Source organism: Mucilaginibacter rigui (assembly GCF_014773275.1).
GTDB lineage: Bacteria > Bacteroidota > Bacteroidia > Sphingobacteriales > Sphingobacteriaceae > Mucilaginibacter > Mucilaginibacter rigui_A.
On sequence record NZ_JACWMW010000002.1, the window covers coordinates 396,467 to 408,960 of the forward strand.

The 12,494-nt window shown below is 43.4% G+C and carries 12 protein-coding genes; 9 read left to right on the plus strand and 3 right to left on the minus strand.

Going from position 1 to position 12,494, the window contains the following annotated elements; genetic code table 11:
* Window positions 1-93 precede the first annotated feature (93 nt).
* The 3 genes from IDJ75_RS08895 (at window position 94) to xth (ending at window position 2,371) form a co-directional block, all read left to right on the plus strand.
* A complete protein-coding gene (locus tag IDJ75_RS08895; protein ID WP_191175274.1) occupies window positions 94-927 on the plus strand; it encodes a hypothetical protein in 834 nt (277 codons plus the stop codon).
* Window positions 928-941: 14 nt separating this feature from the next.
* Window positions 942-1,502, plus strand: coding sequence for a hypothetical protein (locus IDJ75_RS08900; protein WP_191175275.1), 561 nt, complete (start codon window positions 942-944; stop codon window positions 1,500-1,502).
* Between the two features lie 92 nt (window positions 1,503-1,594).
* Entirely contained in the window at window positions 1,595-2,371 is a 777-nt protein-coding gene (gene xth, locus IDJ75_RS08905; RefSeq protein WP_191175276.1) for an exodeoxyribonuclease III, read from the plus strand.
* Window positions 2,372-2,377: 6 nt separating this feature from the next.
* On the opposite strand, the gene IDJ75_RS08910 is transcribed toward xth, so the two are convergent.
* Window positions 2,378-3,982 (minus strand): Na+/H+ antiporter, encoded by a 1,605-nt coding sequence (locus IDJ75_RS08910; protein WP_191175277.1) that lies wholly within the window; start codon window positions 3,980-3,982, stop codon window positions 2,378-2,380.
* A gap of 154 nt (window positions 3,983-4,136) precedes the next feature.
* Between IDJ75_RS08910 and IDJ75_RS08915 the strand changes: the two genes are divergently transcribed.
* Window positions 4,137-5,231, plus strand: coding sequence for an acyltransferase family protein (locus IDJ75_RS08915; RefSeq protein WP_191175278.1), 1,095 nt, complete (start codon window positions 4,137-4,139; stop codon window positions 5,229-5,231).
* Between the two features lie 55 nt (window positions 5,232-5,286).
* Window positions 5,287-5,691 carry a hypothetical protein gene (locus IDJ75_RS08920; protein ID WP_191175279.1) on the plus strand — a complete coding sequence of 135 codons (405 nt, stop codon included), beginning with the start codon at window positions 5,287-5,289 and terminating at the stop codon, window positions 5,689-5,691.
* 51 nt (window positions 5,692-5,742) lie between these two features.
* Here the strand turns inward: IDJ75_RS08920 and IDJ75_RS08925 are convergent, their stop codons facing one another.
* Window positions 5,743-6,141, minus strand: coding sequence for a (R)-mandelonitrile lyase (locus IDJ75_RS08925; protein ID WP_191175280.1), 399 nt, complete (start codon window positions 6,139-6,141; stop codon window positions 5,743-5,745).
* Window positions 6,142-6,248: 107 nt separating this feature from the next.
* Between IDJ75_RS08925 and IDJ75_RS08930 the strand changes: the two genes are divergently transcribed.
* From IDJ75_RS08930 to IDJ75_RS08945, 4 genes are all read left to right on the plus strand, one after another.
* A complete protein-coding gene (locus IDJ75_RS08930; RefSeq protein WP_191175281.1) occupies window positions 6,249-7,139 on the plus strand; it encodes a dienelactone hydrolase family protein in 891 nt (296 codons plus the stop codon).
* Between the two features lie 84 nt (window positions 7,140-7,223).
* Entirely contained in the window at window positions 7,224-7,565 is a 342-nt protein-coding gene (locus IDJ75_RS08935) for a HopJ type III effector protein (RefSeq protein WP_191175282.1), read from the plus strand.
* Between the two features lie 534 nt (window positions 7,566-8,099).
* Window positions 8,100-9,110 carry a phytanoyl-CoA dioxygenase family protein gene (locus IDJ75_RS08940; protein WP_191175283.1) on the plus strand — a complete coding sequence of 337 codons (1,011 nt, stop codon included), beginning with the start codon at window positions 8,100-8,102 and terminating at the stop codon, window positions 9,108-9,110.
* A gap of 146 nt (window positions 9,111-9,256) precedes the next feature.
* A complete protein-coding gene (locus IDJ75_RS08945; RefSeq protein ID WP_191175284.1) occupies window positions 9,257-9,844 on the plus strand; it encodes a PAS domain-containing protein in 588 nt (195 codons plus the stop codon).
* A gap of 29 nt (window positions 9,845-9,873) precedes the next feature.
* Here IDJ75_RS08945 and IDJ75_RS08950 read toward each other — a convergent pair whose 3' ends face one another.
* Window positions 9,874-12,297 (minus strand): ABC transporter permease, encoded by a 2,424-nt coding sequence (locus IDJ75_RS08950; protein WP_191175285.1) that lies wholly within the window; start codon window positions 12,295-12,297, stop codon window positions 9,874-9,876.
* Between the last annotated feature and the right edge of the window lie 197 nt (window positions 12,298-12,494).

Below are 12,494 nucleotides of genomic sequence, written 5' to 3' on the forward strand. Positions count from 1 at the left end.
GGGCCATAATATTTGCCTAATTTTAAAAGTAACTAACATGCTATCAGCATGTTGCTGTGTTTAATTGCTATTAACTAACCCAAACCTTATTAAATGAAAACTATGGCGATCTCTGCCGATGTAGCGGCAATTAAGCCGGACATTGCACTTGTACCCGGCGCCCTTAAGCCCAATATTGCCCCCGGTTATTATCAGGACATATTTACCGTTTATGCACAGATCAACTCGGCCGGTAATCTTTTCCCTGGTACTGAAAATATAAAAACCGGGACTTTGCCGTTGGTAGAACCATCCAAGCTACCACAAATTACACCTGGCATCCAAAAAAGGATTGATTGCCTGATGCAAACCATCCATAGCAATTATCCGATGTTATTGGGGGAATATGCCGAAAAAGAAACGTTAGGTGTACTTTCAAAAAAATATGGAGAGATTGCCGCCGGTACAATAGTGTTTGAGCGTATTACCAACCTGGCTACCATGTATTATGTGGTTATCAATATCCGGCTTGATGAAAATGGAGCCATAAATGTACTTAAGCCAGAGTTGGCAAATAATGCTAACCTTAACCCCAAGCCAGCTTTCAGGTTAAAGGCAAAGAAGAAATCGTTAGCTATGACCATAGCGAAAGGCATTGGCGGGGCCATCCTGTCTAAAGTGGGTGGATTTATAGGCGATATGATTGTGAACCACTTTTTCCCTGAAGAGGTGCCCGACTATTTCGACCAGGTTTACCAGGAGGTAGCCCGTATTGTAGACCAAAAGATAGATGCTAATACCATCCTCACCATAAACGGTGGCTTGCATAACCTGATGAGCAAACTGGAGAATGAATACATACCGGCAAAACAAAATGCCGACCTGAATAATAAAAACGACAGGGATAAATTATTTACCCTGCTGCAAAAGTATGATAACTTTTTTTAACAGGCCCCGGCGGAATGCTGGGTTCATTACAAGATGCAAAGCTTGCAAATGCAGGCCTTGGTGTATTTATGCTGGGAGCTGCCCTGCAGCTTGGTATTACACAGGAGATGGCCTTTGTTGACCCGGGTAATTATAACGAAAAGGAAAAGAAATGGAAATCGCCGCTTGAATCGAGCTATGGCAAACCTAAAACAGGTACCATATCAAAAACGGCGAAACAGTTTGCAGATTTTGCCGAAAAAACATGGGTATCCGTGCTTGATAAGCGCCGTAAGCAGGTTGGCAGTCAAAAATTCAGTAAACAAGTAGCCAATGGATATACACCCAGGATAGGCACCATTTTTAAAACGGTTTGGATGGCGCGCCTTGTTGATTGCGGGGTGCCTACATCTATTGAAAGAGAGATAGGCCAGGATGAAAAGAAAGATAAAAATGCTAATTACGAGGCCTTTAAGAGGGATGCTATCCCACCATACATCAACCAGAAAATAACAGAGCTTACCGAGGATATGCAAAACCCGGCTTTGATAATAGCTGATTGGCGTAAGTTGATAGATACCCCGATAATTCTTTAATATACGGCGTTAAATATAGGGCACGGGCATTGGCCCAATGATGGAAAATATTACCTTTAAATTATTAAAGCAACTGCCTGTCCCCTTATATTATGAAAATAGCCACCTACAATGTTAACGGAATAAACGGCCGCCTGCCGGTGTTGCTGCGCTGGCTGGAAGAAAGCACGCCCGATGTTGCCTGCCTGCAGGAATTGAAAGCACCCGATGAAAAATTCCCCGAACAGGCCATTAAGGATGCCGGGTATAATGCGATATGGCACGGGCAAAAAAGCTGGAATGGAGTTGCTATACTTACCCGTAATTTAGATATAAAAGAAACCCGGCGTGGCTTACCCGGCGACCCCGACGATACCCATAGCCGCTATATTGAAGCCGAGGTAAACGGCATTACCATTGGCTGCCTGTACCTGCCAAATGGCAACCCGGCACCCGGCCCTAAGTTTGAATATAAGCTGCGCTGGTTTGAACGGTTTGCCGAACATGCAGCCGAATTGCTTGCATCGGGCAAACCGGTTGTGTTAACCGGAGATTATAACGCGATACCTACCGAACTGGATGCCTATAAGGCTGAACGCTGGGTAGAAGACGCCCTCTTTCGCCCGGAAACACGGGTGGCCTTTAAGGCACTGGTTGATCAGGGCTGGACGGACGCCATCCGCAAGCTTAACCCCGATAAGGTTATTTATACCTTTTGGGATTATTTTCGCAATGCCTACGGCCGTGATGCCGGTTTACGGATAGATCATTTCTTGTTAAGCCCTGATGTGAATAAACGGCTTTTAGCCGCCGGTGTTGACCGCAACGTACGCGGCTGGGAAAAAACCAGCGACCACGGACCGGTTTGGGTAGAATTGGCAGATGCGTAGGGTTGTTTAATCTACTTCCCCCTGCAGGCCCTCTTCTTCCAGGTCGAGACGGTTTTCTATCAGGCGGATCACATCATCATCAAATTTATCTTTGGTACGAAACTGGTGCAACTCTGCCCGCTGCTGCTCAATTATGGCTGATATGATGCTTTGGAAACGTGTTGTCATTTTTTTGACTATCTTTTTTTGAGGTTCATTATAACACGATTCTGAATATAATTTCAATTTGTTTTTTAGCAGGTCGAGCTTGTTTTGCAACAGCACATTGTTTTTAAGGTCGAGCGGGTAGTTTTCACCTAACTCTTCAACAGCACGCTCTAAAAGGGCTATCTCAATTTCCAATACCTGCTGATCATCGGTTTTATCCTCAGAAAGCGGTTCGGGTTTTAACCAGCGCACTATTACAGGTAAGGTAAGGCCCTGCCCCACAAGAGTAACTATTATAACAACAAATGTTATAAACAGTATAAGGTTGCGATGTGGAAAAGGCTGGTTGTTTAACAGCAAGGGAATAGATAGGGCCGAGGCGAGTGAAACAACCCCGCGCATGCCTGTCCAGCTTACTATAAGTGGGTTTCGCCATCCGGGCCTGCTTTGGGCCACAGTAATATACTGGCTGATAAAACGTGTAAACCAGGCAGAAAATAAGCCGGCAAACAGCCTTATTACAATAACAACAGCCGTGATGATGAGCGCTATTTTAAGAGCCTCAGATAACGCTACGTTTTTTAAACCCGCAACAATTTCGGTAACCTGCAGGCCTATCAGGAAAAATATAACGGCGTTAATAATAAATACAAGAGATGGCCAAACTGCATTTGATTTTAGCCGGCTGCTGTGAGTTAAAACAAAATGGTTCCTGTACGAGATAAATAATCCCCCGCTTACAACAGCCAGTACGCCCGATGAATGCAGTTCTTCAGCAATAAGGTAGATGATATATGGCAGCACCAGCGAAAATGCGATGTCGAGGTTTGAATTGGTGGGAAGCCAACGGTAAATGGCATAAAATATCAGCCCCAAAACCAGCCCGATGGCAATACCCGAAAATGTAACTACTAAGAAACCACCAGCGGCATTATACCACTCAAAATTACTACTGATTATAGCCGCCAGTGCAAACCTGAATATGGTTAAACTGCTTGCATCGTTCAGCAGGCTTTCGCCTTCTAAAATGGCTACTATCCCTTTGGGCATTTTTATAAAACGCAGTACTGAGGTTGCCGCAGCAGCATCGGGCGGGGAAATAATAGCCCCAAGTAAAAAGCCCTGCGCCAATGAAAACCCGGGGATAAGCAAATGGCTCACAATAGCCACTGCTGTTGCAGTGAGTAAAACATAACCCAGCGCCATAACGGTGATAATACGCCGCCATTTCCAAAGGGCTTTCCATGACGTATTTTGGGCCGCATCGTACAATACCGGGGGCAGTATCACCAGGAAAACAAGGTTAGGGTCGATATGGATATTGGGGATGCCGGGTATAAAGCTGCAGGCTAAACCAGCTATCACTAAAAATATGGGGTATGCTATTTTTAACTTATTTGCCACCACAACCAGGAAAGAAACGCTGAGGATAAGCCCCATGCATAACAGCAATATTTCGTGCATTAAAAAACGGCTTTATATGTTTACTGCAATATAAGATAAAAAAACATTAGGAGTACTAGCCGGCAGTTTATCCAGGCAGGCTTAATCTTATAGAAAAGCGTATGGGTAAATCGGTATTATTTATTAATCTTGGAGTTATAACACCTAAAGAACAATGACTGACGAAAAGCTAAGCCCCGAAATCCTGAAAACCAAACAGCACTTCGAGATACTGGACGGCTTAAGGGGCGTTGCCGCCTTATCTGTTGTTGCCTTCCATTTTATGGAAGTGGCCTATTCGGATTACAGCCAAAATTTTATAGCGCATGGCTTCCTGGCAGTAGATTTCTTTTTCTGTTTATCTGGCTTTGTTATAGGCTATGCTTATGATGACCGGATTGGCAAAATGGGCATTATGGAGTTTTTTAAGTCGAGGATCATCAGGTTGCACCCATTGGTTATATTAGGCTCGGTATTGGGGTTACTGGCTTTTTTGTTTGATCCGTTTGTTGGCCCGGTAGGATACAGCCTGGGTAAAACTGTGCTGATATTTGTATGTTCAATATTCCTTATCCCATTCCCGGTAATGCCCGAGCGGGTTTTTAATCAGTTTGGTTTAAATGCACCGGCGTGGTCGTTATTTTGGGAATATGTAGCCAATATTTTTTACGCTTTTATATTGTTCCGCTTAAAAATGGGCTGGCTTATTTTATTAACTATAGTTGCAGCTGTGGTACTTTGTTTTGTTACCTACCATGCAGGCAATATTATGGGTGGCTGGGGTAAGGGTAACTTTTGGGATGGCTGCGCGCGCATCGGTTACTCGTTTTTAGCGGGGCTGCTTATTTATCGCAGAGGCTGGATCATTAAGAATAAATTGGGCTTTATGGGGATAGCCATATTACTGATGCTGGCCTTTTTAATGCCCTTTACCAAATGGAACTGGGTAACCGAGCCATTGGTTGTGATATTTTATTTCCCGTTATTGGTGGCGTTGGGTGCCGGGGCAATACTTGCACAAGGGCTAAAAAAGCTTTGTGTGTTTTCGGGCAATATATCATACCCCCTGTATATGACCCACTACGCGGTAATATGGATGTTCGCCAACTATTATGTAGCCCATAAGCCGGGCCCCGGGCAACTGGCCGTTATAATTATAATAAGTATGGTTCTTTTGGTTGGTTTGGCTTATTTGGTAATGGTATTTTATGATATCCCGGTACGTAAATATTTAAGCGCAAAAAGAAAACAGGAACTTAGTAAAAAATAATATGCGATTTTCTGTAAATCACCGTTAAGTAACTTGTTATTCATACATTGCATTAATGACCCACTACCTTACCCTTTTAAAAGACTGGATAATTGCCTTAGGCGATAAACACGATGTAGACCCCCTGTTGCTGGGCTGCCTTTATTTAGTGAGTAAACTATCCTTTTTTACTTTTATAGGGCTGTTGTTAAGAAACTTACGGGCAAAGAAACCTATTATTACCGTTGTGCTATTTGCTGCAGCAAGTTTTAGCCTGCCCTACATGTACCTGATCATCGCGGGGCGTAATATCCCGGTATGGGTGTATGTTTTTATTGCATGCATGTTTATTTATGGCGGGTATTCTATCTGGAAAAAAGTAACCGAAAAGCCGGCATTGCAGCTTCCCGATCCCGGAGTGGAAAAACTATTAAGTTTTCTTTTAGCATCAACAATGTTTCAGATGGAAAGCTTTTTATAGGAAAGTTTTGCAAGGCGAATCGGTGTTCTAAAACAACCCAATAGCACGATTTTACCTTTTACCGTATTCCTCATCCGTAACCTGCTCCATCCAGGTTACCGGTGAACCATTTAGCTTTTCCTGTATGGCAATATGGCTCATGGCAGTAGTTGCTGATGCTCCGTGCCAGTGCTTTTCATTCGGCGCAAACCATACTACATCTCCCTGCCGTATCTCTTCTATAGCCCCACCTTCACGCTGCACACGGCCGCTGCCGGCGGTAACAATAAGGGTTTGGCCAAGCGGATGGGTATGCCAGGCGGTACGGGCGCCCGGTTCAAAGGTAACTAAAGCCATAGCAACCCGTGCCGGATCTGGCGGGGTAAACAGTGGGTCGATACGTACGGTGCCGGTAAAATATTCTGCGGGGCCTTTACCCGATGGCTGTGAGCCGTTGCGTTTAATTTCCATAAGTAAATTAACAGATTTGTACCTGTATTGTTATAAACAATATGGGCGGGTACACTGTTAGGGTTTTGTACATCGCGAAGCATTAAATTTGATCAAAGCCAACTAACATGAGCCAGATAAAAAAAGAAGATATTAAACAGGAAGTGTTTGACCTGTATGATGATTATGCGCACAGCCGCCTTAACAGGCGCACATTTATGGAAAAGCTATCCTTGTATGCAGTGGGCGGCTTAACCGTGCCCGCTTTGATGAGTTTCCTGATGCCCGATTATAAGGGGAACATTCAGGTTAAAGCAGATGATCCGCGCATAAAATCAGCGTACATCACCTACCCATCGCCAAAAGGTGGCGGGAACATTAAAGGATTATTATCTGTGCCGGCTGATGCAAAAGGCAAACTTGGCGGCATCATTGTGGTTCATGAGAACCGGGGGCTGAACCCCTATATTGAAGATGTGGCAAGGCGGGCAGCCCTGGCCGGGTTTATTTCCCTTGCACCAGATGCTTTAACCCCGCTTGGCGGCTACCCCGGTAATGACGATAAAGGACGCGAAATGCAGGCCACCCGTGATAAAGGCGAAATGGAACAAAATTTTATTGATGCATACAACTACCTCAAAGCCCATAAAGACTGTAATGGCAAAATAGGCGTTGTAGGTTTTTGCTACGGCGGCGGCATTGCCAATATGATGGCTGTTCGCATCCCCGACCTGGCAGCAGCGGTTCCTTTTTATGGAAGCCAGCCAGCCCTGGAAGATGTACCAAAAATTAAAGCGCCCTTACTACTGCACTATGCATCGCTTGATACCCGCATTACCGCGGGGTGGCCGGCTTACGAAGCTGCGCTTAAAGCAAATAACAAAAAATACCGGGCTTTTATTTATGAGGGAGCCAACCACGGTTTCCATAATGATACCACGCCACGGTATGACAAAGCCGCGGCAGAGCTTGCCTGGACACGCACAATTGATTTTTTTAAAGAGAATTTGAAAGGTTAATAAACCCGTATGCTATAAAGGGATAAGCAATGCTTATTGAATGTGGAGGCTGCATTGGTTATTTTCGGTGAAATATAATTTTAGATGGAAGAACAACTAAGAGGCTTAATTACAGGGTTAAAGGAAAACTCGGTAACTTTTAATGATGTTATTGATTTTATCCAGGCGCGATACTGGCACCAACCAACCGCATTTAAAAACGGCGACGTATACAACGAGGCAACACAAAACCAGGGTAGTGCTAAAGTATTTGCCTTTGCCCGGATCAATAATTTAAGTGCAGCAGATACGCTTTACCTGTTTGCCGAACATTACCTGTCGGTGCTGGAGAACCCCCATGCCGCAGATCATCAAAATATAAGGCAATTTATAGCACATGGCTGGCCGGGAGTAGCTTTTGAAGGAGAAGCCTTGATGGTGAAGTAACAATCTCAGATTACCAGCTTATAATTTGGGGGTTATACTTATAGTAAAAAGCTGTATTTATAAAAAGGAGCTCCAATTGAAAAATCAGAGCCCCTTTTTATTTGAATAACCCGCAAGGGTTAAAAGCGGGTGTGGTTTTTATATTTATTTCTGATATCGTTACGAAGGCACATGGCAAAAACGATCAGGGCAAGAATAATTAAAAGAGTTACAATAAGCATTAATATAGATGAGTTACAACAGGCCAGGATGTGATAGAATAAATAGCAAAATAAGCCAATGCCGGTTGTTAGTAATATTGCAATAAAAACATACAACAATAATGCGTTTAATTTAGGGGTCATGAGGTTTAAAGATAATGGGATCGCACCTGCAATCCATTACAATACGAACCGGCTATTAAAAACGCTACTGCAAGGCAAAATCTTATATACTAAACATAAAGGGTACAAAAAAACATTCAGATAATAATTGAATTATTCTGCTTATAATTATATGTAGTAATTATTCAACTCTTATTGTTTAAATTAAATAATGAACTCCGGGATAACTTTACCTTCGCCTCACGAAACGGGTAAGCTAAGAATTAAACAATTAAAACGATTTTGGCAGGCAACCCAGCTTAATCGTAGTGGCAAGGCTGGTGCAATATTGCAGAGTGAATGGCAACTCAATAAAGTACTGTTAGGGGCTCTTAGCTTAGGCCTCGAACAAACGATTACCCATATCTATCAAAACGCCCCTTCATTTGATGATTTTGAAGATTGGATAATTGATACTACAGGCATACCTGATAACGACACCCTTGATCGTTTTAACAGAATATTTGATAGTAAGATGGCCGAAACCGAAACTATCGACCCTATTCTTTCTGCGGATGATCTGATCTTTTTTGAAACAAATGGTTATGTGGTAATAAAGAATGCTGTACCGGAAGATGACTGCAAAGAAACCATTAACGTTATTTGCGATTTTTTGGGAATTAAGCAAGACCAGCCCGATACCTGGTACAAGCCAAACCCCGCCCGCCAGGGTATTATGGTGCAGTTGTTTCAGCATCCAATATTAACCAAAAACCGCAGTTCAGATAAAATACGCAGGGCCTTTGAACAATTGTGGCATACAAAGAATATTTGGATGAATAATGACCGGGTGGGGTTTAACCCGCCGGAAACCGAAAACTGGAAATTTCCGGGGCCTGACCTTCATTGGGACTGTAGCCTTGAACTCCCAATTCCCTTTGGCTTGCAGGGTATTTTATATCTTAGTGATACAGCAGCTAACCAGGGCGCTTTTACATTGGTGCCTGGCTTTCAGCACCGGTTACAAAGCTGGCTTAACTCGTTGCCGGCCGGTGCCGATCCTCGTAGGCAGGATTTGCACGCGCTTGGTAGCATGCCCATTACAGGCGAAACCGGCGACTTTATTATTTGGCAACAGGCGTTGCAACATGGTAGCAGCCCCAATACATCAGCACAGCCACGTTTTGTACAATACATCAATTATCAACCATTGGGCTTTACAGAACACACCAATTGGCTATAAATGGCTTTTATATTTATATGGCTGAACCGAAAACACGGCACGGTCTTCTTAAACTTTTATACAGCCCGCGTAAAAGCGGGTTAATAATACCACTGAAATATCAAACCAACCAGGCGGTAACGGGTTGTAAGTAAATAACATAATCCATGCAGTATTTCAAAGAGATCAATAGTTTTTTGAGTAGTTCGTCTTTTTTCTATACCATTGCCATTGGCCTGGACAGTCGTTATAGCTACGTCAGTGATAATTACAATCGTAACTTTGCGCTATCAGAAAAATCATTGCTGGGCAAGCATTTCTCTACAACCCTGCATCCCGATGATATCGTAATATGCGCGGAGGCGGGCATGAAGTGCTTGCAAAACCCGGGCGTTCTTATTCCTGCAAAATTGCGCAAGCATGATGGAGAAGGAGGATTTGTTATTACCCAATGGGAAATGCAGGGGATATTTAGTGAGAAAAACGAACCTGAGGGTGTTTTTTGCATTGGCTATAATATCACCGAACTGGTTTCCGCTCAAACCGAAATTGAAACTAAAAACATGAAGCTATCCGAAATTAGCTTTATACAATCACATGGGGTAAGGAAACCTTTAGCCAATATTATAGGCATTTCCCATCTTTTAGCAGATATAGAAGTTGGCCCGGATGTGCGCCAGCTCCATGAGAAACTTATTGCCAGCGCAAATGACCTTGATATGGTGATTAAAGAGATTGCCAGTAAAGCTGAATAGTATCACAAATACAGTCTCAACCGGGTATATCACTCATCGCGCAGGGTTTTTACAGGATTTGTAAGCGCCGCCTTATAGGTAAGATAAATAGTTGCCGAAAAAGATATAAGCATTAATATTACAACCGGCACTACAAATTGCCACCAGGTTATTTGCACTTTAAACGCGTACCCCTGCAGCCATTGATAAATAAGTACCCCCGCTACAGGCAAGGCAACTATACTTGCCGCAAGTATAAGCTTTAATAGATCGTTTGTTAAAAGTTGTATAATGCTTTGTGCCGATGCCCCTAATACCTTACGCACACCAATTTCCTTTTTGCGCCTGGCCGTTGAGTAGGCTGTTAAACCAAACAGGCCCAGGCAGGCAATTATTATCGCCATAGATGAGAAGAGCATAAACACCTGCCCAAAATGTATATCCTGCTCATATTGTTTTGCATAAAAATCATCCAGGAAAAAATAATCAAAGGATGAATCAGGAAAAAAATCAGTCCATAACTTACTGAGGGTATGATTAGATGCCTCCATTTGCGCCTGATCTATCTGCACAGATATGTACTTAAGCGGTACCCATGTAAGCTTAGGGTCCATAAAAAGTACGGTTGCAGTATAAGCCTCTTTTAATGATTGCTGGTGATAGTTCCTTATTACCCCAATTACCTCGTTAGGTTCTTTATCTAATGATTCTATCCATACTTTTTTACCAATAGCATCCTCCGGTGATCTAAAGCCAAATTGCTTGACGGCAGATTCGTTAAGTATCACTTTGGTTGAGTCGCCGGTATTGGCGCTATCGTAACTACGGCCGGCAATAAGTTGTAATTGGTACATCTTCATAAAATCGAAGTCGACCCGTAACATTTCGTAAGTGCGCTCATCGTTTTTTGAGGTGCCATATCTCCGGCAGGCTGCAGCCATACCAACCTGCTTGCCGGGTACCGCGCCCGATATGCTAATTGCTTTTACGCCCGCAACATTAGCGGCGCTATTTTTAAAGCTGTTAACTTTTTGTATGTAATTGCCTGTATTGGAGGGAGCTTTAATAACTACCGTTTGTTTTAAGTTTACCCCGGTTTCCTGCCCGCTCATGTAAGATAATTGCCTGTAAACAGCAAACGTACCTGCCAACAACAACAGTGATGCTGCGAATTGAAAAGACACCATTGCCTTACGTAACCACACGCCACTTTTTGAAAACGCAAACCTACCCTTAAGCACCTTAATAGGTTGCAGCCTTGACAGGACTGTTGCCGGGTAAACGCCCGATAATAGTATGCTGCCCATAAAAACAAGGGTAACCTTGATGAGCAGGCTACCATCTACCAATAAACGGTAGGTTTGGGTATCGCCAGATATTTGCTGCAATAAGTAGCTGATAAATATTACCAGCAAAGAAGCAACGCCAAGCGATATCAGGTTGATGATAAATGATTCTATAAAAAATTGAAGTATAAGTTGAGAGGTATGGGCGCCGTTAACTTTTCTTATCCCGATCTCGCGCGCCCTGTCAACAGATTTTGTAGTAGCCAGGTTAATATAATTGATACAGGCAATAAGCAAGATGCCGTACGCCATTATTGCCAGGAAGTTTACAGCCCGCCTGTTGCCCTTCGTTTCCATTTCATAAGGTTTCGCGGTATTCAGGTGGATCTCGGCAAGGGGCACCAGTTTTACACTCCACTTAAGTTCCTTTAAGGGGGCCTCGGTTTTAAAACGCTCGGCAAGCGCCGGGAACTTTTGTTCAATGCTGGCTGCTGTTGCACCCGGCTTAAGTTTTAAAAAGGTATAATTTTCATGCTGGTACCAAAATTCTTTGATCCAGGCAGGTGATGTGGCCCACGATACCAGCATATTAAATTGCAGCGTTGAATTAGCGGGCAGATCTTTAAACACCCCCGTAACCATACAACTGTAACTGTTAAACCTCGACGACAACTGCATCATTTTCCCCATGGCAGCATCTGCATTGCCAAAGTATTTTTTTGCTTCGGATGCTGATATGACCACGCTGTTAACATCTTTTAATGCCGATGATGCATCGCCCTTAAGCAGCGGCAGCCCAAAAAAAGAAACAAAATTACTATCGGCAAAACACACGCGCTGCTCGCGGTATTTTACACTTTGGTAGCGTACTATGCGTTCGTTATCATTCCAGCTAATGCGGGCATAACTGGCTATCCCCGGCAGGTTATCATACATGGCTTTTGCGTAACCGTTGGTGGCGGTAGCCCAGCTATCGGTAAGCTCCCCCGACCTGTAAAACTGGCTTTCCACGCGGTAAATATTGTTACCGTCGGGGTACATTTTATCAAAGCTCTTCTCGAAATGTACGTATGCGCTTATTACAATAAATGCGGCAAGCCCTAAGCTTGAACCAACCACATTGATTACTGTGTAAGACCTGTTTTTGATCAGATTGCGATAAGTAACCAGAAGCAGATTGCGTAGCATAGCGTGAGTTTTTTCGCTAATTTAACAATTTAGTTTTTCAGATAAACGCAAAAAAGCCTCAAACTTATTTATTTAGGGTGTCCCGTCCTGAAATAAGTTGACACTCAAGTTAACTTATTTTAAGATGACTCAAGTTTAATTCGGTTCCCCCTTCAGGCGGATAGAGGCTTCTGTAACATCCATGTTATACCCCTTCT

What these genes read in the sequence shown, in the direction of transcription:
- IDJ75_RS08935 (WP_191175282.1), top strand. Translation starts at nt 7,224, where the DNA reads ATGGAAGAACAACTAAGAGGCTTAATTACAGGGTTAAAGGAAAACTCG.
- IDJ75_RS08910 (WP_191175277.1), bottom strand. Translation starts at nt 3,982, where the DNA reads ATGCACGAAATATTGCTGTTATGCATGGGGCTTATCCTCAGCGTTTCT.
- IDJ75_RS08930 (WP_191175281.1), top strand. Translation starts at nt 6,249, where the DNA reads ATGAGCCAGATAAAAAAAGAAGATATTAAACAGGAAGTGTTTGACCTG.
- IDJ75_RS08915 (WP_191175278.1), top strand. Translation starts at nt 4,137, where the DNA reads ATGACTGACGAAAAGCTAAGCCCCGAAATCCTGAAAACCAAACAGCAC.
- IDJ75_RS08940 (WP_191175283.1), top strand. Translation starts at nt 8,100, where the DNA reads ATGAACTCCGGGATAACTTTACCTTCGCCTCACGAAACGGGTAAGCTA.
- IDJ75_RS08945 (WP_191175284.1), top strand. Translation starts at nt 9,257, where the DNA reads ATGCAGTATTTCAAAGAGATCAATAGTTTTTTGAGTAGTTCGTCTTTT.
- IDJ75_RS08920 (WP_191175279.1), top strand. Translation starts at nt 5,287, where the DNA reads ATGACCCACTACCTTACCCTTTTAAAAGACTGGATAATTGCCTTAGGC.
- IDJ75_RS08895 (WP_191175274.1), top strand. Translation starts at nt 94, where the DNA reads ATGAAAACTATGGCGATCTCTGCCGATGTAGCGGCAATTAAGCCGGAC.
- IDJ75_RS08950 (WP_191175285.1), bottom strand. Translation starts at nt 12,297, where the DNA reads ATGCTACGCAATCTGCTTCTGGTTACTTATCGCAATCTGATCAAAAAC.
- IDJ75_RS08925 (WP_191175280.1), bottom strand. Translation starts at nt 6,141, where the DNA reads ATGGAAATTAAACGCAACGGCTCACAGCCATCGGGTAAAGGCCCCGCA.
- xth (WP_191175276.1), top strand. Translation starts at nt 1,595, where the DNA reads ATGAAAATAGCCACCTACAATGTTAACGGAATAAACGGCCGCCTGCCG.
- IDJ75_RS08900 (WP_191175275.1), top strand. Translation starts at nt 942, where the DNA reads ATGCTGGGTTCATTACAAGATGCAAAGCTTGCAAATGCAGGCCTTGGT.